The 21,287-nt window shown below is 74.7% G+C and carries 23 protein-coding genes and 1 riboswitch; of the genes, 12 read left to right on the forward strand and 11 right to left on the reverse strand.

What is annotated here, in order from left to right:
* Positions 1 to 398 precede the first annotated feature (398 nt).
* Positions 399 to 1,934 (reverse strand): glycosyltransferase family 2 protein, encoded by a 1,536-nt coding sequence (locus tag ACIQG9_RS21895; RefSeq protein WP_400405279.1) that lies wholly within the window; start codon positions 1,932 to 1,934, stop codon positions 399 to 401.
* A 283-nt stretch (positions 1,935 to 2,217) separates the two neighbouring features.
* On the opposite strand from ACIQG9_RS21895, the gene ACIQG9_RS21900 reads away from it, so the two are divergent.
* Positions 2,218 to 2,646, forward strand: coding sequence for an ATP-binding protein (locus ACIQG9_RS21900; protein ID WP_400405282.1), 429 nt, complete (start codon positions 2,218 to 2,220; stop codon positions 2,644 to 2,646).
* A 48-nt stretch (positions 2,647 to 2,694) separates the two neighbouring features.
* Here the strand turns inward: ACIQG9_RS21900 and ACIQG9_RS21905 are convergent, their stop codons facing one another.
* On the reverse strand, positions 2,695 to 3,555 hold the full coding sequence (locus ACIQG9_RS21905) for a DUF3152 domain-containing protein (RefSeq protein ID WP_400405284.1): 861 nt from the start codon (positions 3,553 to 3,555) through the stop codon (positions 2,695 to 2,697).
* A 175-nt stretch (positions 3,556 to 3,730) separates the two neighbouring features.
* Here ACIQG9_RS21905 and ACIQG9_RS21910 point away from each other — a divergent pair, with 175 nt between their 5' ends.
* The 3 genes from ACIQG9_RS21910 to ACIQG9_RS21920 all read left to right on the forward strand — a co-directional run bounded on the left by ACIQG9_RS21910 (position 3,731) and on the right by ACIQG9_RS21920 (position 6,685).
* On the forward strand, positions 3,731 to 4,960 hold the full coding sequence (locus ACIQG9_RS21910; protein WP_400405287.1) for a DUF2786 domain-containing protein: 1,230 nt from the start codon (positions 3,731 to 3,733) through the stop codon (positions 4,958 to 4,960).
* Between the two features lie 106 nt (positions 4,961 to 5,066).
* Positions 5,067 to 5,426: a YciI family protein gene (locus ACIQG9_RS21915; RefSeq protein WP_400405628.1), complete on the forward strand. Its 360-nt coding sequence runs from the start codon at positions 5,067 to 5,069 to the stop codon at positions 5,424 to 5,426.
* Complete coding sequence (locus ACIQG9_RS21920; RefSeq protein WP_400405288.1) at positions 5,423 to 6,685, forward strand: RNA polymerase sigma factor; 1,263 nt, start codon at positions 5,423 to 5,425, stop codon at positions 6,683 to 6,685. Before ACIQG9_RS21915 ends, ACIQG9_RS21920 begins: the two co-directional genes overlap by 4 nt.
* Positions 6,686 to 6,846: 161 nt before the next feature.
* Here the strand turns inward: ACIQG9_RS21920 and ACIQG9_RS21925 are convergent, their stop codons facing one another.
* The 4 genes from ACIQG9_RS21925 to ACIQG9_RS21940 all read right to left on the reverse strand — a co-directional run bounded on the left by ACIQG9_RS21925 (position 6,847) and on the right by ACIQG9_RS21940 (position 10,620).
* The gene (locus ACIQG9_RS21925; RefSeq protein WP_400405631.1) at positions 6,847 to 7,020 is read right to left on the reverse strand and encodes a CsbD family protein; all 174 of its coding nucleotides are present in this window, start codon (positions 7,018 to 7,020) and stop codon (positions 6,847 to 6,849) included.
* Between the two features lie 144 nt (positions 7,021 to 7,164).
* Complete coding sequence (locus ACIQG9_RS21930) at positions 7,165 to 9,420, reverse strand: heavy metal translocating P-type ATPase (RefSeq protein WP_400405291.1); 2,256 nt, start codon at positions 9,418 to 9,420, stop codon at positions 7,165 to 7,167.
* A 14-nt stretch (positions 9,421 to 9,434) separates the two neighbouring features.
* Positions 9,435 to 10,379: a hypothetical protein gene (locus ACIQG9_RS21935; RefSeq protein WP_400405294.1), complete on the reverse strand. Its 945-nt coding sequence runs from the start codon at positions 10,377 to 10,379 to the stop codon at positions 9,435 to 9,437.
* Between the two features lie 34 nt (positions 10,380 to 10,413).
* A complete protein-coding gene (locus ACIQG9_RS21940) occupies positions 10,414 to 10,620 on the reverse strand; it encodes a heavy-metal-associated domain-containing protein (RefSeq protein WP_400405297.1) in 207 nt (68 codons plus the stop codon).
* 94 nt (positions 10,621 to 10,714) lie between these two features.
* On the opposite strand from ACIQG9_RS21940, the gene ACIQG9_RS21945 reads away from it, so the two are divergent.
* A complete protein-coding gene (locus tag ACIQG9_RS21945; RefSeq protein WP_400405300.1) occupies positions 10,715 to 11,014 on the forward strand; it encodes a metal-sensitive transcriptional regulator in 300 nt (99 codons plus the stop codon).
* Between the two features lie 95 nt (positions 11,015 to 11,109).
* Here the strand turns inward: ACIQG9_RS21945 and ACIQG9_RS21950 are convergent, their stop codons facing one another.
* Positions 11,110 to 11,748, reverse strand: coding sequence for a DUF305 domain-containing protein (locus tag ACIQG9_RS21950; protein WP_400405302.1), 639 nt, complete (start codon positions 11,746 to 11,748; stop codon positions 11,110 to 11,112).
* 71 nt (positions 11,749 to 11,819) lie between these two features.
* On the reverse strand, positions 11,820 to 12,269 hold the full coding sequence (locus tag ACIQG9_RS21955; RefSeq protein ID WP_400405304.1) for a hypothetical protein: 450 nt from the start codon (positions 12,267 to 12,269) through the stop codon (positions 11,820 to 11,822).
* A 375-nt stretch (positions 12,270 to 12,644) separates the two neighbouring features.
* Here ACIQG9_RS21955 and ACIQG9_RS21960 point away from each other — a divergent pair, with 375 nt between their 5' ends.
* Positions 12,645 to 13,988 (forward strand): YibE/F family protein, encoded by a 1,344-nt coding sequence (locus ACIQG9_RS21960; protein ID WP_400405307.1) that lies wholly within the window; start codon positions 12,645 to 12,647, stop codon positions 13,986 to 13,988.
* Positions 13,989 to 14,154: 166 nt separating this feature from the next.
* Positions 14,155 to 14,286: riboswitch (cyclic di-AMP (ydaO/yuaA leader) on the forward strand.
* A gap of 3 nt (positions 14,287 to 14,289) precedes the next feature.
* Positions 14,290 to 15,312 carry a coiled-coil domain-containing protein gene (locus ACIQG9_RS21965; protein WP_400405309.1) on the forward strand — a complete coding sequence of 341 codons (1,023 nt, stop codon included), beginning with the start codon at positions 14,290 to 14,292 and terminating at the stop codon, positions 15,310 to 15,312.
* A 64-nt stretch (positions 15,313 to 15,376) separates the two neighbouring features.
* Here ACIQG9_RS21965 and ACIQG9_RS21970 read toward each other — a convergent pair whose 3' ends face one another.
* On the reverse strand, positions 15,377 to 16,066 hold the full coding sequence (locus ACIQG9_RS21970) for a carbonic anhydrase (protein WP_400405311.1): 690 nt from the start codon (positions 16,064 to 16,066) through the stop codon (positions 15,377 to 15,379).
* 173 nt (positions 16,067 to 16,239) lie between these two features.
* Here ACIQG9_RS21970 and ACIQG9_RS21975 point away from each other — a divergent pair, with 173 nt between their 5' ends.
* The 5 genes from ACIQG9_RS21975 (at position 16,240) to ACIQG9_RS21995 (ending at position 19,577) form a co-directional block, all read left to right on the forward strand.
* Positions 16,240 to 16,569, forward strand: a complete 330-nt coding sequence (locus ACIQG9_RS21975; protein ID WP_400405314.1) for a helix-turn-helix transcriptional regulator — start codon at positions 16,240 to 16,242, stop codon at positions 16,567 to 16,569.
* A gap of 243 nt (positions 16,570 to 16,812) precedes the next feature.
* Complete coding sequence (locus ACIQG9_RS21980) at positions 16,813 to 17,163, forward strand: hypothetical protein (RefSeq protein WP_400405317.1); 351 nt, start codon at positions 16,813 to 16,815, stop codon at positions 17,161 to 17,163.
* A gap of 136 nt (positions 17,164 to 17,299) precedes the next feature.
* Positions 17,300 to 18,097: a hypothetical protein gene (locus ACIQG9_RS21985; RefSeq protein ID WP_400405320.1), complete on the forward strand. Its 798-nt coding sequence runs from the start codon at positions 17,300 to 17,302 to the stop codon at positions 18,095 to 18,097.
* Between the two features lie 146 nt (positions 18,098 to 18,243).
* On the forward strand, positions 18,244 to 18,576 hold the full coding sequence (locus tag ACIQG9_RS21990) for a hypothetical protein (protein ID WP_400405322.1): 333 nt from the start codon (positions 18,244 to 18,246) through the stop codon (positions 18,574 to 18,576).
* A gap of 368 nt (positions 18,577 to 18,944) precedes the next feature.
* Positions 18,945 to 19,577: a C39 family peptidase gene (locus tag ACIQG9_RS21995; RefSeq protein WP_400405325.1), complete on the forward strand. Its 633-nt coding sequence runs from the start codon at positions 18,945 to 18,947 to the stop codon at positions 19,575 to 19,577.
* A 76-nt stretch (positions 19,578 to 19,653) separates the two neighbouring features.
* Here ACIQG9_RS21995 and ACIQG9_RS22000 read toward each other — a convergent pair whose 3' ends face one another.
* The gene (locus ACIQG9_RS22000) at positions 19,654 to 19,884 is read right to left on the reverse strand and encodes a ferredoxin (RefSeq protein ID WP_400405328.1); all 231 of its coding nucleotides are present in this window, start codon (positions 19,882 to 19,884) and stop codon (positions 19,654 to 19,656) included.
* Between the two features lie 16 nt (positions 19,885 to 19,900).
* The gene (locus tag ACIQG9_RS22005; RefSeq protein WP_400405331.1) at positions 19,901 to 21,109 is read right to left on the reverse strand and encodes a cytochrome P450; all 1,209 of its coding nucleotides are present in this window, start codon (positions 21,107 to 21,109) and stop codon (positions 19,901 to 19,903) included.
* Between the last annotated feature and the right edge of the window lie 178 nt (positions 21,110 to 21,287).

The raw sequence follows: 21,287 nt of genomic DNA on the forward strand, positions 1-21,287 counted from the left end.
CGACCGCCTTCCGGCCGCGCCGAGCAATCACAACGCCCCGGTACGCGGACGGACAGGGTCCATAACGCGACCGTGACGGCGGGCGGCCGTTTCTTGACGCGTTCTTCACGCTGCCCACCGACCGGGGTGACGGCGGTCACCGGGTCGACGGCAGCCACGGAACCGCTACGCCGGGCGGACGTGTCGCGACGGCGTCGTCCCGCGACCGGTCGTGGACCTCGGGAAGCGGGAAGGACGGACCGGCACGCGGTCTCAGGGACGCAAGCGTGCGACGCCCCGGCCCGGGGACGGCCGGCCCGGGGACAGCCGGGCCGGAGACAGCCGGGCCGGAGACAGCCGGGCCGGAGACAGCCGGGCCGGAGACAGCCGGGCCGGAGACAGCCGGGCCGGCGGGGAGGTCAGCGGTGGATGGCTCGGCGGATCGACTCGGGCACCCGGCGGGCGACCGCCCTCCGCAGCCGGAAACGCAGGCTGCCCGCGTGCGGCACGGTGACCGGGTGGGCCCCGTCGGACGTGCACCGGAAGGCCAGCGGGAGCAGGACGTCCTCGGTCCAGCCGCAGCTCGTGACCCGGGCCTTCAGGTCCCAGGTGCCCTTGCTCCGGCCGCCGTTGAGCACACCGACGTCGAGCCGGGCGGTGCCGCGCTGCACGGCCCGGAGCCGGCCGTCGCCCGCCGGGACCAGCTCGATCGTGCCGGAGACCGGTACGAAGCACTCCTCCCGGGTGTCCCGCTGCCGGGCGACCACGTCCAGCTTGGACTGTGTGATCCGGGTGGTCGCGTCGCGCAGCTCGGCCGGCACGTCGTCGACCGGGACGACCAGCAGGTGTCGCTCACCCTCGACGGTGACGGTGAGCGGCTGCTCGCCGAAGCGCAGGCCGGCGGTGAGCGTGGCGGTGAGCGTGGCGCCGTCCCACTCGACCCGCTCCACCGTGGCCTCGGCCCGGACCGCCGCCTCCCAGCCGGCCAGCCGACGCAGGTCGGCCGTCCGGCCCTGCTCGGTGAGGTGCGTGATGATCCGTTGCAGCGGCGGCAGGCCGGCGGCGACGCCGGGGCCGAACCGCTCCCGGATCACCCGCTGCGACTCGGCCACGAGCTGGTCGAGCCAGGCGGTGGGGGCGTCGAGCAGCCGCCGGCCGCGCAGCCGGGCGACCATCTCGTTGCGCAGCCAGCGCCGGTGCAGCCGGTCCCGCAGCGGGCCGGGCTCGGTGTGCGCGTCGACGATGTCCAGCGCCTCGCGCAGGTTGACGAAGTAGCCGGCCGGCTCCAGCGCGGTGGCCGTGACGTTGCCGGCGTCGACCCGCCGCTGGTGGTGGTAGCAGACGTAGTCGGCCAGTACGCAGGTGCGCCGGGACAGGAAGTAGGCCCGGGTGACCAGGACGTGGTCCTCCAGCCGCCGCTTGCCCTCGGGGAACCGCAGCTCGTGGTCGACGAGGAAGGAACGCCGGAACAGCTTGTGCGCGGTGAGGCTGTCGATCAGGGGCGAGTTCTCCAGCGTCGCCGGGAACCGGTTCCGCCGGAACAGCTCACGCGGCACCGACCGCCGGTGCCCGGCCATCTTGCCGACCACCAGGTCCGCGTCGTGCGCGGTCGCGCAGGCGTACAGCCGCTCCAGCGCCTCCTCGCCGAACCAGTCGTCGTCGTCGGCGAAGAAGACGTACTCGCCCCGGGCGTGGTCGACGCCGAGGTTGCGGGGCCGGGACGGCCAGCCGGAGTTCTCGATGTGCAGCACCCGGAAGTGCGGATGGGCGGCGGCCAGCTCGTCCAGCCGCGCACCGGTCGAGTCGGTCGAGCCGTCGTCGACGAACATGACCTCGAACTCGCCGGCCGGCAGCGACTGGTGCAGCAGCGAGGTGACCAGCTTCTCGATGTGCGGCCCGGAGTTGTACGCGGGGACCACGACGGTCACCTTGGGAGCATTCGTACTGGTGGTCATCGCTCTTCCTCGGCGGTCCGTGAGCCGGCGCGGGGATGCGCCCAAAACCGTGGCGGACAGGTGCCCGTTGCGGGGCGGACCCGTCGCCGACATGGCCCGTTCAGTGTGCGGACTTTACGCGACGGCAGGCCCTGACGCAGACCCCGAATCGGGTGACTACCCGACCCCTGCCGTCGGTCCGGGTGGGACACCCGCGCCACCTGGGCGGTCACCGTCCCGGGCCGACGGATCACCGACACGCCGGGGCGGCATAGGAAGTGGCTACGCAGGGTAAAGCGGGATCATGGGAAAGCTGCGCACCTCCCCACCCTCACCGCAGGCCACCGAGCTGCGACGGTGGGAGCTGGCCGACCCTGCCGGCCTACGCGCCCTGCGCGCGTCGCTGCACCAGGCGCTCACCGGTGAGCGGTTGATCGACGGGCAACGGATGGGCGAGGTCCCCGAACTGATCGTGCTGGTCGCCACCGAACTGGCCACCAACGCCCTCCGGCACGGCATCCCGCCGACCATCATCCGGCTGCTGGCCGCCGACGACGCGCTCATCCTCGACGTCGCCGACCACGACCTGAGTTCCATCCCCGAGCTGGCCGACACCCGCCCGCTGGGCGCCGGCGGACGGGGCCTGCAGATCGCCACGGCGGTCTCGTTGCAGGTCGGCTGGTACGCCACCGACCGCACCAAGAACATCTGGGCGTCGTTCGCCCGCCGCTGACCGGCCCCGGACGGGAAGCCACCCCGATCCCCGCCGCTCCCGCCGGGTTCAGTCGCCGGCCGGTACCGGGTCGTCGTACTCGCCCGCCGGGCCGCTGAACAGGGAACCACCGATCCGGGGCCAGGCGTTGGGCAGGCAGCCGTGCAGGCCGAGGGTCTGCTGCTGCATCACCGGCGCCGGCCCGCCCGCCGCCGGGCAGCGCTCGTGGCCCCGGCCCAGCCGGTGCCCCACCTCGTGGTTGAGCACGTACGACCGGTAGCTGGCGAGGTCGCCCCGGAAACCGGGTACGCCCCGCGCCCACCGGGCCACGTTGATCACCACTCGGTCGCCGTTACGGCAGGAGGTGTAACGGTCGGAGATGTCCCCGCACAGCTCACCCCGGGTGACCGGGGTGGTCAGCAGCACGGTGAAGTCGGCCGGGTCGGCAGCGCCGACCCGTTGCAGCCGCCACCGGCCGTCGGCGGTCCAGCCCCGGCGGTCGGCGAGCACCACCGCCACCTCCCGGCCGAACCGTTCCACGTCGACGTCGTCGATGCCGCCCTCCACGGCCACCCGGTAGCGCAGCAGCTCACCGCCCCGCCCGGCGACCGCACCCCGGGCGGTGGCGGTCCGCCAGGTGCCGGTGCCCCGTTGCGGGTAGCGCAGCACCGCCGAGCCGGGCGCGGCGGCCGGCGCGGGCCCGGCGGACCGGGACGGCACGGGCGGCACCGCGGCGGCGGCCGGGCGAGCCGGGTCCCGGCGTACGTCGCCGACCAGGTCGCCCAGGTCGACGCCGCCGCGCTGGGCCAGCACCAGGCCGCCCGCGCCCAGGCCCACCGCCACCAGCGCCGCCGTCAGGACGCCGAACCGGCCCGCGCCCCGGCGACGTCCCCGGTACCGGCCCCGGTCGGTGACCTCACTCACCGTCATGGTGCCCACCCTCGCCTCCGTCCCGCCTCGGTCCGCTCCGGGCAGGAGTACGGGCGTGGGGCGTGGACGGATGAGGGGTCCGGGTGGGCAATCCGCGCCCGGGTACCGTTGCCCGGCAGACACTCCCGACGATCCGGACACCACCCGGCCGTCAGCCCCCGAGGAAGGACCACCCGTGCCGGACGCCGACGCCCTCATCGCCGACGCGGTCGCGGCGGTGCGCGGCACCGACGTACGCGACGCGGAGCGGAAGCTGGACCGGCTGGTCGTCGGCACCGTCGACGGCCCGGGGGTGGTGGACGCCGCCCTGCTCGGCCGCCTGGCCGCCGGCCTGGGCCGGCTCTGGCCGCGTGGCTGGCAGCCGGTCGACGTGGCCCGGATCGTGGACCGCCGGCTCGGCGCGCGCCCCGGCCGGCTGGCCGTGGACGCCCTCGCCGCCCAGCGGCGGGACCAGGCCGGTCCGGTCCCGCAGTGGTGGGACGACCAGCTCGCCGGCCTGGACGCTCGGGTCCGCTGGAACGACGACGCCGGCTGGCTGGTCGGCTGGGCGGCCCGGGAGGGCGAGGACCGGATCACCGCGCTGCGCGACGCGGTCGAGGTGTTGGCGCTGCTGGCCGGCCTGCCGCCGGTCGCGGTGCTGCGTCCGCCGCCGGGCGGCCCGGGTGGCGCGGTGGCGACCGGCCCGGCCGGGCCGAGCGGGTCCCGGATCCTCGACCGGGTCCGGGCGCTGCTGGCCAAGGCGGAGTCGACCACCTTCCCGGCCGAGGCGGAGGCGCTCACCGGCAAGGCACAGGAGCTGATCGCCCGGCACAGCCTGGAACGGGCGCTGGTCGAGGCGACCGCCGCCCACCCGGACCGGCCGGGCGGGGTGCGGATCGGCACCGACGCCCCGTACGCGGGCGCGAAGGCGTTGCTGGTGCAGGAGGTGGCGGCGGCGAACCGGTGCGAGTCGGTCTGGTCGGACGACCTCGGCTTCGCCACCGTGCTCGGCTTCCCGGCCGACCTGGAGGCCGTCGAACTGCTGCACACCTCGCTGCTGGTGCAGGCCACCGCCGGGATGCTGCGCGGACGCCGGGAACGCCGGGGCGGCGGCCGGCGGACGAAGGCGTACGACGAGTCGTTCCTGCACGCGTTCGCGCTGCGGATCGGCGAGCGGCTGCGGGGCGCGGCCGACGAGGCGAACCGGCAGGCGGTGGAGGCCGCCGGCCCGGAGCGGCTGCTGCCGGTGCTCGCCGCCCGTTCGGGCGCGGTGCGGGAGCGGATGGAGACCCTCTTCCCCGGGGTGACCCGGGCCCGGCTGACCGTCCGGGACGCCGAGGGCTGGCACTCCGGCACCTCCGCCGCCGACCGGGCGTCGCTGGGCGTCGGCGTGCCGCCGGCCCGGTCGATCCCCGGCCGACGGTGAGTCGGAGAAGATCCCGGTACGGGTGTCGGATCGGCCGTGCCGGCTCCGATCCCCTGCCGAGAGGCCACGCCGTGGCCGCGCCCGAGGAGCGTCAGTCGTGAAGTACATGTTGTTGATCTGGAACCGGCCCGGGTTCGTCGACGGGCTCACCGAGCAGGAACGCACCGCCCTCTTCGGCGAGGTCGACGAGATCATGAAGGAGCTGACCGAGTCCGGTGAGCTGGTCGGCGGTGAGGCGCTGGCCGACCCGTCGCAGACCCGGACGGTACGGCTGGCCGGCGACCGGCCGGAGGTCACCGACGGGCCGTTCCTGGAGAGCAAGGAGCAGTTCGCCGGTTACCTGATGATCGACTGCGACGGCCCGGACCGGGCCGCCGAGATCGCCGGCCGCTGGCCCGACGTGCACCGGGGCTTCGGCGTGCTGGAGGTGCGTCCGCTGATGAACCAGGCCGGGACCGAGATGTGACCAGCCGGGCGGTGGAGGACCTGCTGCGTACCCTCGCGCCGCAGGTCCTCGGCGTCCTCGTCCGCCGGCACGGCAACTTCGCCGCCTGCGAGGACGCCGTGCAGGAGGCGCTGCTGGCGGCGGCCACCCGGTGGCCCACGCAGGGCGTGCCGGAGCAGCCGAGGGGGTGGCTGCTCACCGTCGCCGGCCGCCGGCTCACCGACGAGTGGCGCAGCGAGCGCGCCCGCCGGGAGCGCGAGGTCGCGGTGGCGCTGCGCGAGCCGGCGTACGCGGGGGTCGCGCCGCCGGCCGACGACGAGCCGTCCACCGGGGACGACAGCCTCACCCTGCTCTTCCTCTGCTGCCATCCGGCGCTGCCCCGGTCGGCGCAGGTGGCGCTGACCCTGCGCGCGGTGGGCGGGTTGACCACCGCGCAGATCGCCCAGGCCCACCTGGTGCCGGAGGCGACGATGAGCCAGCGCATCCGCCGCGCCAAGCAGCGGATCGAGGCGGCCGGGGCCCGGTTCGCGCTGCCGACACCGGCCGAACGGGACGGCCGGCTCCGCGCCGTGCTCCAGGTGCTGTACCTGATCTTCAACGAGGGTCACACCGCCTCCAGCGGCGGCGACCTGCACCGGGTCGAGCTGACCGGGGAGGCGATCCGGCTGGCCCGGCAGCTCCGCCGGCTGCTGCCGGACCACGGCGAGGTGGCCGGTCTGCTGGCGCTGATGCTGCTCACCGACGCGCACCGGGCGGCCCGGACCGGGCCGAACGGGGAACTGGTGCCGCTGGCCGAGCAGGACCGCAGCCGGTGGGACCGGCTGGCCGTCGACGAGGGGGTGGCCCTGGTGACCGAGGCGCTGACCTGGTCGCCGCCGGGGCCGTACCAGCTCCAGGCGGCGATCGCGGCGGTGCACGCCGAGGCGCGGTCGGCCGCCGAGACGGACTGGCGGCAGATCGTCGCGCTGTACCGGGTGCTCGCGGCGGTCGCCCCCGGCCCGATGGTCGCCCTCAACCAGGCGGTCGCGGTGGCCATGGTGGACGGGCCGCGCGCCGGGCTGGCGCTGCTCGCCCCGCTGGACGCCGACGAGCGGGTCACCGGCCATCACCGGCTGGCCGCCGTCCGGGCCCACCTGCTGGAGCTGGCCGGGGAGCCGGCGGCGGCGCGGGAGGCGTACCGGCTGGCGGCGCGGCGCACCACCAGCCGGCCGGAGCAGCGCTACCTGGAGCTGCGGGCCGCCCGGCTGGGCGACCGTCGTCGACCCGGTCCGACCGGGTGAACTCCCGTCGGGCGGGTGCCGGTGGTCACCATCGGTAGTCGACGGACCGGCCCGGGGCGGGGTACGCCGGCGGCGACGACGAGCCTGCCGGGCGTACCGGCCCGGACGCCCGGCACGCCGGGCGGACGGTGGGTCGGCCCGGCGTGACGGTACGGCGTAGGTCAGCTCTTGAAGGCGTCCTTCACCTTCTCGACGGCCTGCTTGAGGTTGGACTTGGCCTGGTCACTCCTACCCTCGGCCTCCAGCCGCTCGTTGTCGGTAGCCCGGCCGACGCCTTCCTTGATCTTGCCGGTGGTGTTCTCGGTCGTGTTGCCGATCTTCTCGTCGAACCCCATGAGAGCCTCCTGGATTACACGTTCCTCCGACATCGAAGTGGTACCCCCGCCCCTCGTCGCGGAAACACACCCGGCCCCAGAGATCACCGACGGTGAGCACGGTGCTGGCCCCCCGGGGTGCCGGGAGGCCAGCGCGCCCGCCGGTCAGGCGGCCGTACGGAAGCGCCGCAGCCGCAGGCTGTTGGCCACCACGAAGACCGACGAGAAGGCCATCGCGGCCCCGGCGATCATCGGGTTGAGCAGGCCGGCGGCGGCCAGCGGCAGGGCGGCCACGTTGTAGGCGAAGGCCCAGAACAGGTTGCCTTTGATGATGGCGAGGGTGCGCCGGGCGAGCCGGATCGCGTCCACCGCGGCGGTCAGGTCACCCCGGACCAGAGTCAGGTCGGACGCCTCGATCGCCACGTCGGTGCCGGTGCCCATGGCCAGGCCCAGGTCGGCCTGGGCCAGCGCGGCGGCGTCGTTGATCCCGTCGCCGACCATGGCGACGGTCCGCCCCTGCGCCTGGAGCCGCCGGACGGCGTCCACCTTGTCGGCCGGCAACACCTCGGCGGTCACCTCGTCGATGCCGACCTCGGCGGCCACCGCCGCCGCGACGGTGGCGTTGTCGCCGGTGAGCAGCACCGGGGTGAGGCCCAGGCCGCGCAGCCCGGCAATCGCCGCCCGGCTGGTCGGCCGGACCACGTCGGCGACCGCGAGAACGCCCCGGACCCGGCCGTCCCAACCGGCCACCACCGCCGTCCGCCCGGCGGCCTCCGCGTCGGTCACCGCCCGCGCGACGTCCCCCGGTACGTCCATACCCCGCTCCCGGAGCAGCCGCAGCCGGCCGACGACCACGTCCCGGCCGTCGACGGTGCCGGCGACGCCCAGCCCCTCGGCGTTGGCGAAACCGGTGACCGGCGGTAGCTCGCCGGCCTCGGCGGCACCGGCCGCGACGGCCCGGGCGATGGGGTGCTCCGAACCGGCCTCCAGCGCCCCGGCGAGCCGGAGCAGTTCGGCGCGGTCCTGCCCCTCGGCGGGGCGGACGTCGACCAGGGTCATCCGGCCGGTGGTGACGGTGCCGGTCTTGTCCAGCACCACCGTGTCGACCTGCCGGGTGGACTCCAGCATCTCCGGCCCCTTGATCAGGATGCCGAGTTGGGCACCGCGCCCGGTGCCGACCAGCAGCGCGGTCGGGGTGGCCAGACCGAGCGCGCACGGGCAGGCGATGATCAGCACGGCCACCGCGGCGGTGAACGCGGCGGTCGGGCCGGCCCCGGTGCCCAGCCACCAGCCCAGCGTGCCGGCCGCCAACGCGATCACGATCGGCACGAAGATCCCGGAGATCCGGTCGGCGAGCCGCTGCACGGCCGCCTTGCCGGTCTGCGCCGCCTCCACCAGCTTCGCCATCTGGGCGAGTTGGGTGTCCGCGCCGACCCGGGTGGCGGTGACGACCAGCCGGCCGCCCGCGTTCACGGTCGCGCCGACCACCCGGTCGCCCGGGCCGACCTCGACCGGCACCGACTCCCCGGTGAGCATGCTGGCGTCGACCGCGGAGGTGCCCTCGTCGACCACCCCGTCGGTGGCGATCTTCTCGCCGGGGCGGACCACGAACCGGTCCCCCACCGCGAGCTGGTCCACCGGGACGCGGGTCTCCCGACCGTCGCGCAGCACCGCGACGTCCCGGGCGCCCAGTTCCAGCAGGGCACGCAGGGCGGCCCCGGCGGTCCGCTTGGACCGGGCCTCGAAGTATCGGCCGGCGAGGATGAACACGGTCACCCCGGCGGCGGCCTCCAGGTAGATGTTGCCCGCGCCGTCGGTACGGGTGATGTCGAGCCGGAACGGGTGGGTCATCCCGGGCATCCCGGCGTCGCCGAGGAACAACGCCCAGAGCGACCAACCGAAGGCCGCGAGGGTGCCGAGGGAGACCAGGGTGTCCATGGTCGCCGCGCCGTGCCGCAGGTTGACCAGGGCGGCCCGGTGGAAGGGCAGCCCACCGTAGACCATCACCGGAGCGGCCAGCGTCAGCGACAACCACTGCCAGTAGGTGAACTGCCAGGCCGGCACCATGGCCAGCACGATCACCGGCACGGTCAGCGCCGCCGACACCCACAGCCGGGTACGCGGACCGCGCAGCTCGTCCACCGGTTCGGCGGCCGGTGCCGCCCCGACCGGACCGGGCGGGGGCGGTACGACGGCGGTGTACCCGGTCTGCTCCACGGTGGCGATCAGGTCGTCCGGGGTGACCTCGTCGACGTACCGGACGGTGGCCTTCTCGGTGGCGTAGTTGACCGTGGCCTCGACGCCGTCCATCCGGTTGAGCTTCTTCTCGATCCGGGCCGCGCAGGACGCACAGGTCATCCCGCCGATGGCGAGTTCGATCCGGTGCGGTGCGGTCGGCAGGGACTTCGCGGTCGATGTCATCGCGGCACCTCCTGTCAGCCGTGGGTGTGACCGGGCCCGCCGGGGCCGGCGGTCGGGGTGGGATCGATCGGGTCACCGGCGACCACGGTGAACTCGGCGGTGTGTACCGCGCCGCCGTGCCGGAAGTCCAGGTAGAGCCGGTAGGTGCCGGTCGACGGCACCTCGGCGGAGAAGGTGACCGCCGGACCGGCCGGGGTCCGCCCGTCACCGGGCCCGCCCTCCGGGTGCACGTGCAGGTACGCCAGGTCGCCCTGGCGCAGCGCCACCAGGTGCCCGTACGCCCCGAGGTAGGGCTCCAGGTCGGTGACCGGTCGGCCGTCCCGGCTGACGGTGAGGGTGAGCGGGCTGGTGCGGCCGGGCTGCGCCGTGCCGGCGAGGCTGACCGTGTAGCCGTCGACCGTGGTGCTGGTCGCCGGGGTGGGCAGCGGCCGGGAAGCGAGCGCGCCGGGGCGGGTCACGTCGACCCCGAGTGTGAGCGGCTCCCCGCCCGACGGGGTGAAGTCCGCGAAGGCCCGCCACACGCCGGGGCCGGCGAGCGGCGAGTCGACCCGCCAGGTGCCGCCGGCGTCCAGTTCGGGGTGCACGTGCCGGAAGCCGGAGAGGTCGCGTCGGGCGACGATCAGGTGCATCCGCTTGTCGTGGGCGACGTCGTACCGGGTCACCGGGGCACCGTCGGGGCCGGTGATCCGGAAGGCGAACTGCCCAGCCGGCGCGTCCACCGGTCGCAGGGTGTAGCCCCGGTCGGAGACGAGCAGGCCGCCGGGAAGGTGGGCGGTGGCACCCTGGGTGCCGGGGTCGTGGGTGCCGGCGGGGTCGCCGGGGTCGTGGGTGCCGGCGGGGTCGTGGCGGGTCTCGGCGGTCGGGGTGACGGGGCCGGCCAGGTGGCCGGCCCCGTACGCCGCGCCGAACACCGCCGCGAGACCGAGGGCGAAACCGCTCAGCTTCGTCGCCGTGTTCATCGGGTACCTCGTTCCCTGCGGGGCCGGCGGCCCGTCACGCCTCGACGAGGTCGTAGCCGGCCTCGTCGACCGCGGCGCGCACCGAGTCGGTGTCCAACGGGCTGTCGCTGGTGACGGTGACCCGGCCGGAGGCCAGGTCCACCTGGACGGCGGTGACGCCCTCGATCGCGCCCACCTCGGTGCTCACCGCGTTGACGCAGTGCCCGCAGGTCATGCCCTTCACCTGGTACGTGCTGACCATGGCAGCTCCCCTTCCGATCCGGATCCATACCCCCCTGGGGTACGTCGCCCAGCGACCGTAGCATACCCCCCAGGGGTACGCTATCCTGGTCGCCATGACCACACCGAGCAGCCCGATCCGGGGCTACACCGCCAGCAAGGACCAGTTGCTCGCCCGGCTGCGCCGGGTGGAGGGGCAGGTCCGGGGCATCGAGAAGATGGTCGACGAGGACCGGTACTGCATCGACGTGCTCACCCAGATCTCGGCCATCCAGGCCGCCCTGGACAAGGTCGCCCTCGGCCTGCTCGACGGCCACGCCCGACACTGCATGCACGAGGGCGCCGCCGAGGGCCGCGCCGACGAGATGGCCGGCGAGATGATGGCCGCCGTCGGCCGCCTGATGAAGCGCGGCTGACCCACCGGCCGGCCCCGGCCCGGTGATCATGAAGCTGACGGCAGGGGAACAGCTCGACGTGCCGTCAACCTCATGACCACGCGGGCGGGGTGGGGTCAGCGGCGGGCGAGGAGTCTGGTCATGGTGTCGATCTCGCGCTGCTGACCGGTGACGATCCGCTCCGCCAGGGCCCTGGCGTCGGGGTGCGCGCCGTCGGTCGACTCCGTCCGGGCCATGCTGACCGCGCCCTCGTGGTGGGCGATCATCATGGTCAGGAATTGCCGGTCGAACTCCTGACCGGCCGCGCTCTCCAGCTTCACCAGGTCGGCGTCGGACATCATGCCGGGCATCCCGTGGTCCATCCCGCCGGGTCGGTGCCCGTCCGCCGGGCTGCCGGACGGCACCGGCCGCCCCCAGGCGGTGAGCCAGCCGGTCATGGTGGCGATCTCCGGGGCCTGAGCGGCCTTGATCTGTGCGGCGAGCTGCTTGACCTCGGGATCCCGGGCCCGGCTCTCCGCCAGCTCGGACATCCGTACCGCCTGCTGGTGGTGCGGGATCATCATCTGGGCGAACATCACGTCGGCGTCGGCGACGCCGGTGGACGCGTTCGCCGGGGTGCCACCGGTGCTGCCGGCAGCGGGCCTGCCGTGGCCGGCGCCGGTGGAGTGGTCACCGCCGCAGCCGGCCAGGGCGAGGGCGGCGGTCAGGCTGACGCCGGCCAGGGCGGCACGGCGCGCGAGGGTACGAGTGGACACGATCGGACCTTTCGGTGGGTGGGGACGTACGCGAACGGACGGCGGACGCGGCGGAGCCGCGCCGGGGCGTCCTATCTGCGCAGTACCGACACCGAGGCGAGGCGGAGCCCGACCGGGCGGGGCGGCGGGGCGCGCGGCTCCCGGGGGCGCGACGGTGGGCGGGCCACCGCGGCCGGCCTGGTCCGGACGGCAAAGAGCAGGACCAGCAGCACCGCCACGGTGAGCGCGCCGAGCATCGCCAGGCAGACGCTCCAGCCTGGCGACGGCGCACCGGGCTGCCCGGCGGGCCGGGCCGTGGCGCAGCCGTCCCCGGCACACCCCTGGCCCACATCCGGCACCATGGTTAACCGGCCGACCGTGTGGCCGGTCCCGGTCGACGCGCCGTGCCCGGCCCGGTGACCGCCGACGACGTGCGCGTCGTGGCCGAGGGTGTGCATCGCGGCCAGGCCGAACAGGGTGCCGACGAGCAGCAGCAGCCGGAGCCACCACCCGGTCGTCGCCATCGTCCTCGCCAGCCGCACGGTTCCACGCTAGCGGGCCCCGCCGACCGGCGGGCGGGGACCGGTGGGCTCGCACGCGCCGGGCACGGCGTGTCGGCACCGCTCCCCGACCGGCCGCTGAAGGTAAGTTCGCGCGCCGGGGCACGGCGAACCGCGCGGGGCGGGCGGGGTGCTGGCTACCATCGTCCGACGATGACCCGCCGTCCGCCGCCACCACCGTGCGCCCCGTCAGGGCCGGGCCGGGGTGGACGCCCGGGTCGCCCGCTCGCCGTACGTGACGGTGCCGGCACCCCGGGACGACACCGGGGCTTCGGTCCCGGCCGTCGTCGCCCGGTGGTGAACCGGCCGGCCGGTTGACACGTATCCCGTCCCGGATCGTTGGGAGAACTCGCACACATGGGCGCCGACCACACCCGTCCCGCTCCGTCCACCCCGCCCGGGGTGCGACGGATCCTCGTCGTGACCGTGGTCCCGCTGATCGTCGTCACGGTGATCGCCGCGCTGGTGCTCTGGCCCCGGCACACCCGGGAGCCCGACCAGGGCGGGCAGGTGCCCCGCTTCCACGGCACGGTGACCCGGGTGGTGACCGAGCCCTGCCCACCCGGCCCGGCCACGCCCGAGGGCACGCCGAGGGCCGCCGACGGCCCGTGCGGCACGGTGACGGTCACCGTCGAGCAGGGGCCGGACAGTGGCCGGCAGGTCGAGACGCCGGTCCCGTCGGGTCCGGGTGCGCCCAGGGTGGCGGTCGGCGACGAGGTGGTGCTGGTCGAGCTGACCGACCCGACCGATCCCTCGGCGAGCAGCTACAACATCGCCGAGCACCAGCGCGGCAAGCCGCTGCTCTGGCTGGTCGCCCTCTTCGCGGCGGCGATCGTGGCGTTCGGCCGGTTGCGCGGGCTGGCCGCGCTGGCCGGCCTCGGGGCCAGCTTCGCCATCCTGCTGACCTTCGTGGTGCCGGGCATCTCGGCGGGCGGCTCGCCGCTGCCGATCGCGGTCACCGGCTCCGCGCTGATCATGTTCGTGGTGCTGTACCTGACCCACGGGATCACCGCGCAGACCTCGGTGGCGGTGCTCGGCACCCTGGGCAGCCTGGTGCTGACCGGCGTCCTCGGCACGCTGGCCACGGCCGCCACCCACCTGACCGGGTACGGCAGCGAGGAGGCCACCACACTGTCGATGTACCAGCGCGACGTGGACCTGCACGGCCTGCTGCTGGCCGGGATCATCATCGGTTCGCTCGGCGTCCTGGACGACGTCACCGTCACCCAGGCGGCCACCGTCACCGAGCTGGCGCACGCCAACCCGGGGCTGTCCCGGTTGCAGCTCTACCGGGCCGCCACCCGGGTCGGGCGGGCGCACATCGCGTCGACGGTCAACACCATCGTGCTGGCGTACGCGGGCGCCTCACTCCCGCTGCTGCTCCTGCTCACCGCCGACAGCCGGCCGGTCGGCGAGATCCTGACCAGCGAGTTCCTGGCCCAGGAGATCGTCCGCAGCGCGGTGGCGACGCTCGGCCTGGTGGCGGCGGTGCCGCTGACCACCGGGTTGGCCGCCCTGGTCAGCACCGCCGGGCGTGGCCCCGCCGACGCCCCGCCGGGCGGGCCGGCGCCCACCCCTCGCCCCGCCCCCGACCGTGCCACGGCGCTTGAGGCGTTGAGCGCCCCCCGGCACGGCGGTCCGTCCACCCCGGCCCCCGCAGGGTGGCCAGATCCGGAAAGGAGCACGGACACCGCATGGTGACACTCCTCTGCGTGACCAGAGGCGAGTTCGCGGCTGTCGGCCGCGTCACTGGTCACGCACCGCCATCGGGAAATAACGCATTTAGTCGGGTTCTGGACGTAGATCCTCGGGACGACTCTCGGGTAACCTCGCTGCCGGTCACCGCCGAAGGCGCGCACCGGCGCCAGCGGGGCCACCGCCCAATCGCCGTACGGCGAACCGGGGAACCGAGCACCTGGGGTGAATCCGCACCAGCGGTAGGGGCCACTTCCGCCCCGAACCCGTCAGCTAACCCGGTCGGCGGTCGACGGAAGGGAAAACTGTGACGGCACCCCTGCGCCGCTGGTTGACACCGGTGGTGGCCGTAGTCGCCGCCCTGGCCATCGTCACCGGGCCGGCCGCCCCGGCGACGGCCGCGCCCAACACCCCCACCCCCTCGGGGCACGAGGAGGACGAGGAGCCACAGCTACTCACCGACGTCATCGAGACCACGAACCGTGAGTACTCGGCGGCGAAGACCAAGCTGGAGAAGTCCAAGAAGCGCCAGCTCCAGCTCGCCATCGAGGTGGCGAAGGCACAGCAGGAGCTGGACGCGCTGGCCCCGCAGGTCAACGAAATCGCGGCCCAGTCGTACCGGACGGGTCGGGTCGGCCCGGTCGCCGCGCTGCTGGAGAGTGACGCCCCGGACGCCTTCGTCCGGCGGGCCGCCGCGCTGGACGAGCTGAACATGGTCAACGCCGGCAAGCTGGCCGAGGTCAACGAGGTCAAGACCCGCGCCGAGCAGGCGAAGCTGGCGCTCGACGCCGAGGTGCGCGAGCAGCAGAAGCAGACCAACATCATGGCCAAGAAGAAGACCGAGGCCGACAAGGCGCTCGCCCTGGTCGGGGGCAAGGGCTTCACCGGCGGCCTGGTCAACGCCACCTCGCCGGTGGCCCGGGTCGCCCCGGGCCGGACGTCCGACGGCGAGTGGCGCGGCGAGTCGTGCAGCGAGAACGACCCGACCACCTCCGGCTGCGTCACGCCGCGCACGCTGCACATGTACAGGGAGGTCAAGCGGGCCGGCTTCAGCCGCTTCGTCGGCTGCTACCGCTCGGGTGGGCCGTGGGAGCACCCGAAGGGCAAAGCCTGCGACTGGTCGTTGCAGAACAGCGGCTTCAGCCCGTGGCACAACAACGACACCCGGATGTACGGCAACAACCTCGCCGCGTTCCTGATCCGCAACGCGGACCGGCTGGGCATCTACTACGTCATCTGGAACCGGCAGATCTGGTTCCCGGCCAGCGGCTGGAAGTCGTACTCCGGACCGTCGAACCACACCGACCACGTACACGTGTCGCTGTTGTAACCACCCCCGCGCCGCATCGAGGGCCGTCCCGCGTCTCGCGGGGCGGCCCTCGTCGTCAGCGGGGTCAGCCGGCGACGGCGGCCGGCTGGCCGACGGGGCCGGGCAGCGTCACGGCCGGGCCGTCGACCGGGGCGGGAGCCGGTGCCGGGTCCGGGGCGGAGGCCACCGTCCGCACCTCGCCGGCGGCGAGCCGGTACGACATGCCGACCACCGCGCACCGCCCGGCGGCGACCTCGGCGGCGATCACCGGGGAGTTGCCGAGCAGCACCTCGACGGTCTGCGCGATGTGGATGTCGACGATCCCGTCGATGTCGTGCACGCCCTCCTGGGCCGCGCGGCGCAGGCTGGGGCCGACGGCGGCGACGACCGAGTAGAGGTGCCCGGGGGGTTGGGTGCCGGTGCGGGCGGCGTCCCGGGCGGCCTGCACCGCGCCGCAGGAGTCGTGCCCGAGCACCACCACCAGCGGGGTGCCGAGGACCGTCACCGCGTACTCGACGCTGCCGAGCACCTCGGGGCCGGCGGTGTGCCCGGCGGTCCGGACGACGAAGAGGTCGCCCAGCCCCCGATCGAAGATGATCTCGGCGGCGAGCCGGGAGTCGGAGCAGCCGACGATCGCCGCGAAGGGGTGCTGGCCGTCGGCGACGGCGGCCCGGTGGCCGGCGTCCTGGTTGGGGTGGCGGGGCACCCCGGTGACGAAACGCCGGTTGCCGGCGTGCAGCTCGGCGAGCGCCTGGGTGGGAGTGATCTGGGCCATTGCCTCACCTCGGTCCGTGATCGCACCTGGTCACGCCCGCCGAACAGCGGCGACGGCCGTGATCCCACGGTCACACGCTGCGAAAGGTGCGTCAAGATTTCGTGATACAGATTTCAGGCTTTGGTCGGCGCGATGTCGGCCGGGGGTCCGTCCGGACCGGAAGGGGCCATACGATGGCGGGCATGGCGACGACAGGCGAGAACGGGAGCACCCGGAACTGGACCTTCCTCACCAACCACGGTCACGTACTACTCGCCATCGCCCGCAACCCCACCGCCCGGCTGCGCGACGTCGCCGACGAGGTCGGGGTGACCGAGCGGGCCGCCCAGGCGATCGTCGCGGACCTGGAGGCCGGGGGCTACCTGCGGCGTACCCGGGTCGGCCGGCGCAACGAGTACACGATCAACCCGAGCGGGCACTTCCGGCACCCGGCCGAGGCCGACCGGCAGGTCGGCGACCTGCTCACCCTCTTCACCCCCGAACCCGCCGACTCGGGGGCCTGAACCTGGCGGCCCGGCCGGGCGGCGCGGCGCGGGCTGTCGGGTGTGGTGGGTCAGCGCGGGCCGCCGCTGTCGGGGCGCGCCGCCGGCCGATCGTGCCCGACATCGGCGCGGTATCCCGGGGCAGGTCAGCGGGCGCGTCCGGGTCGGAAGTCGTTCGTCCACAGGGCACACCGTGGCCCGGGTCACCGGCCCGGTCGGGTCGGTGACGCTGCGCGGACGGCCGGACGGGGATAGGTTGGACGGGTGATCCCGGCAGCTTCCACCCGGCCCGTCTGGGTGTCGAGGCTGCGCGACCTGACCCGGCTGGCGGTCACCGCGCTGGTCCTCGCGGTCGGCATCGGCGGCCTGTTCGCCGCGAGCGGCGGCCCGGCCGCCGCCGCGTCCGCCGGCCGCCCGAACGTGGTGGCCTCCCGGGTGGCCGAGCTGCCCGCCGGCACCCGGCCCGAGGCCGAGCAGGCCGTCGAGGCACCCGCCCGGCCGGTCCCGGCCCGGCGCGCCGCCGTCCCCGCCGCCCGGCCCGCCACGCCGGCTGGCCCGGCGACCACGGACCCGGCCCGGGACGGCACCGGCCGGCGCGGTCCACCCCGGAGCTGAGCCGCGCCGCACCGTCGAGGTGTCGGGGGCCGTCCCGGCCCGCCCCGCGCCGACCTCCCCGGGTACGCCGCCCACCCGCTCCGCCGCCCATCGGGCTCCCCTCCGTCCACATCGTTCCCACCGTGAGGTGTTGGTGATGCAGACCGTCTTCTCCGCCGTCCTGCCCGACGTCCCCGCCGCCGCCCTGATCTGGCTGGTCCTGCTCGCCGTCGCGGCGATCGCCGTCGCGGCCCTGGTCGTCCGCCCCGACCGGCTGCGGCTGGCCGTCGCCCGCCGGTTCCGGGAGGCCGCGCTCCCCGCCGACCCGGAACGCGCCGAGCAGGACCGGGAACGCGCCCGGTACGCCGGCGAGGTCGCGGTGGCCGCCGACCGGGCCACCGCCACCGCCGGTCGGCTGCGCGCCGAGTGGCTGGCCGTCCAGGACGAGGTCGAGTCGGCCTGGCAGGCGCTGGAGTCGGCCGAGGCGGACGTCCGCCGGCTCGCCGCCGCCGCGACCATGCCGCTGCCACGTACCGTACGGACCCCGGCCGAGTACGCCGACCGGGAGCGCTGGCTGCACCAGGCGGCCGTCGCCGCGCACCGGCGGGGCGAGCTGTCGAACACGCAACTCGACGATGTGTTCGCGCACCGCAACGGCTGGGACCCGCGCCGGCACCCGGTGGAGCAGGAACTGGTGCTGCGGCGGGCGGCGCGGGACCACCTGGCGGCCCGGCACCGGGCGGCGGTCGAGCGGGAGCAGGCGGCCTGGCGGGCGGCCGACCTCGCCGGTACGGCGGCCCGCAGCCTGCGCGACGAGGCGTTCGCCGCGCTGGACCGGCGTCCGGAGCAGACGGACTCGGTGGTGCCGATGCCGGAGAACCGCCGCCCGACGCCGGAGCCGGCCCGGGAGACGACCGGCGCGGCGCGCGGCCGGGCCGCCGTCGCCGCCGTCTGACCCGCCACCGGCCCGGTCACCGGCAGCGCAGCCGACCGGGCAGCACCGGCCCGCGCCCCGCCGGGCCAGCGGCGCGGGCAGGGCTGGAGTGAGCGGGGCGGTCACGTTTCCGGCGGAGCGGGCGGGGCTGGGCTAGCGTTGCGGGCATGTCCCGGGAGATGTGGGTGGTGGTCGTCGTCGGCGGCATCCTGGCGCTGGCGACGCTGGTCGGCGCGGTGGTGCTGGCGGTACGGGTGGTCCGCACCCGACGGCTGCTGGGCACGCTCGGCATGGGCGGCAAGGTGGCCTTCTACGGCGCGCTGATCTACACGATCCTCCCGGTCGACGTGCTGCCCGACCCGATCTACCTGGACGACATGGGGGTGCTCGCCGGGGCGCTGATCTACCTGACCCGGCTGGCCCACCAGCGCCGTACGGCCGACCGGCGGCTGCCCGGCACTCCCCCTGACCAGGACCGGGTCCGCCGGCCGGTGTCGTGATCGGGGCCGGACCGGGAGCGCGCCGCCCACCGGACGGGGGTCGGACCTGGTCGGCGACCGCGCGTCGCCACGGCCGTCACGGCAGTGGCCGGTCTGGTCGACCGCCCAGTCGGAGCCGTCCGTCCGGTTCATCCCTATTGGCTGACTTGACCTGATTGCCGGGTTAGACCCGTTTCGTCCCGATCAGTCGGGTGACCGGCGACACCCCTCGGGCGGAATCGACGGGTGGTCCCGCTCGTTACACCCTCCGTACGGCGGTGAGCCGAGGAGCCGCAGGCCCCGGTCACCCGAGTGAGCCGAGCGCCCCTTCCCGGTGCTTGCGCCCGTGTCCCCGACCGGGCGGCAGACCCCCGAACGGAGCTTCGACCATGAACACGATCTTCCGGAACAGCATCCTCTCCGTCGCCGGCCTGGTCCTGACCGGCGGTGCCGTCGCCGGCCCGGCCGTGGCCGCGCACGCCGCCCCGGCCACGCCGACCACCGCCGCCGTCGCCGACAGGGGCGAGCGGAGCGCCAGCTACGAGTACCAGGCGCAGCCGAACTTCTACTACTGCGGCCCGGCGTCGGCCCGGATCGCGCTGTCGGCCGAGGGCAAGACGGTCAGCCAGGACGAACTGGCGGACAAGCTGGGCACCACCGAGAACGGCACCGACTCGGCCGTCGACATCACCCGGGTTCTCAACGAGTACACCGGCGGCCGGTACAAGACCACCGAGATCAGCTCGGACGTCGCCTCGAAGGAGCAGATCGAGCGGCTACGGGCGGACGTGCAGGCCGCGGTGGACGCGGGTGACCCGGTGGTCGCCAACATCCTGGGCAGCGCCCTGGACGTCGACGGCGTCGCGCACAGCTACCCCGGCCACTACCTGACCGTGGTGGAGTACAAGGACGGCGGCAACACGGTGAAGATCGCCGACCCGGCCGACCCGGTGCACCAGGAGTACTGGATGGACGTCACCGAGCTGGCCAACTGGATCGCGGGCCGCGGTTACAGCTCCTGATCCGGCACGACCGCACCGAGGGCCGGCCTCCCCACCCGGGGAGGCCGGCCCCGCCGCAGGTGGCCCCGTCGACCGGTCACGGCTCGGGGGCGATCCGAGTGTCGTCCGCCGCGTCGGACACCACGATCGCCTCCATCGGGCAGGACTCGGCGGCGTCCAGCACCGCGTCAGCCGGGTCGATCCGCTCCGCCAGCGGGCGGGAGAGGCCGTCCACCAGTACGAAGTGGGCCGGGGCATAGCTCGCGCAGATCCCCGACCCGATGCACCTGGTCGGGTCCACGTGGACCCGCCAGCCGTTCTCCCCCATGTCCCCGCTCCCTCCGCTACCAGCCGACCGGCAGCGCGGTCAGACCCCGTACCAGTAGTCCGCTCTTCCAGGTCAGCGCCGACTCCGGAACCGCCAGTCGAAGTCCCGGCGTACGGGCCACCAGCGTCTGGAGGGTCACCTGGAGTTCCATCCGGGCCAACTGTGCGCCGATGCAGTGGTGCGGGCCGTGCCCGAAGCCGAGGTGCGGATTGGCCTGCCGGCCGAGGTCCAACCGGTCGGCGTCGGGGAAGACCGTCTCGTCCCGGTTCGCCGACGGGATGGAGACCATCACCGGCTCGCCGGCCCGCACCAGCACCCCGCCGAGTTCGACGTCCTCCAGGGCGTACCGGGCGAACGCGGCGGTGGCGCCGAGCGGGATGAAGCGCAGCAGTTCCTCCACCGCGGACGGCACCAGGGTCGGGTCGGCGCACAGCCGGCCCCAGGCGCCCGGCTCGGTGAGCAGGACGTAGACCAGGTTGGGAATCTGGGTCACGGTGGTCTCGTGACCGGCGGCCAGCAGCCCCGCCGCCAGCCGCACCATCTCGTCCTCGGTGAGCCGGTCGGCGTTGTCGTCCCGGGCCCGGACCATCGCCCCGATCAGGTCGTCGGTGGGCGTCACCCGCCGCTGGGCGATCAGCCCCGCCATGTACGCCAGTAGCTGGTCGAGATAGCTCTGCGCCACCTCGGGGCTGAGCGAGGTGGTCGAGACGATCGCCTCCGACCAGGTGTGGAACCGGTCCTGGTCGGCCACCGGCACGCCGAGCAGGTCGCAGATGACCCGGATGGGCAGCGGGGTGGCGAGGTGGGCGACCAGATCGGCGGGGGACCCGGCGGCGACCATGCCGCCCACCAACTCCTCGGCCAGCGCCCGGGTACGCGGTCGCAGCTCCTCGACCCGGCGGGCGGTGAACGCCTTCGCCGCCAGCCGACGCAGCCGGCTGTGTTCCGGCGGGTCCATGGCGAGGATGCCGCTCTCCTGGCGGCGTGGGGTACTGCGCGGCTCGTCCCGCCCCACGGACGCGGCCCGGCTGAACCGGGGGTCGCCGAGCACGGTACGCACGTCGGCGTACCGGGTGGCCAGCCAGGCCGGCTCGCCGAACGGCAGCCGGATCCGGGTCAGCGGCTGCTCGCGGCGCAGCCGTGCGTAGCGGGGGTCGACGTCGAGTCGGTGCGGGTCAGTGAACGGGTACTGCTGCGGGATCGCGGCCTGGGATGTCTCGGTCACCGGGGTGGCTTCCTCTCGTCGGCGGCCCGCGGTGCCCGGCGGGCCGGTCCACTCCGCACGACCCGACAAAGAGTCATGCCCCGACTGCGGATAGTAGCGACAGATCTCAATGGTGACCAGGGGTGAGCGTCCATTGACACAGTGCCGCCGAGTCGCCCGATCCAGGTGCCCGGCAGCG

The organism is Micromonospora sp. NPDC092111 (genome assembly GCF_044755745.1).
Taxonomy (GTDB): Bacteria; Actinomycetota; Actinomycetes; order Mycobacteriales; family Micromonosporaceae; genus Micromonospora.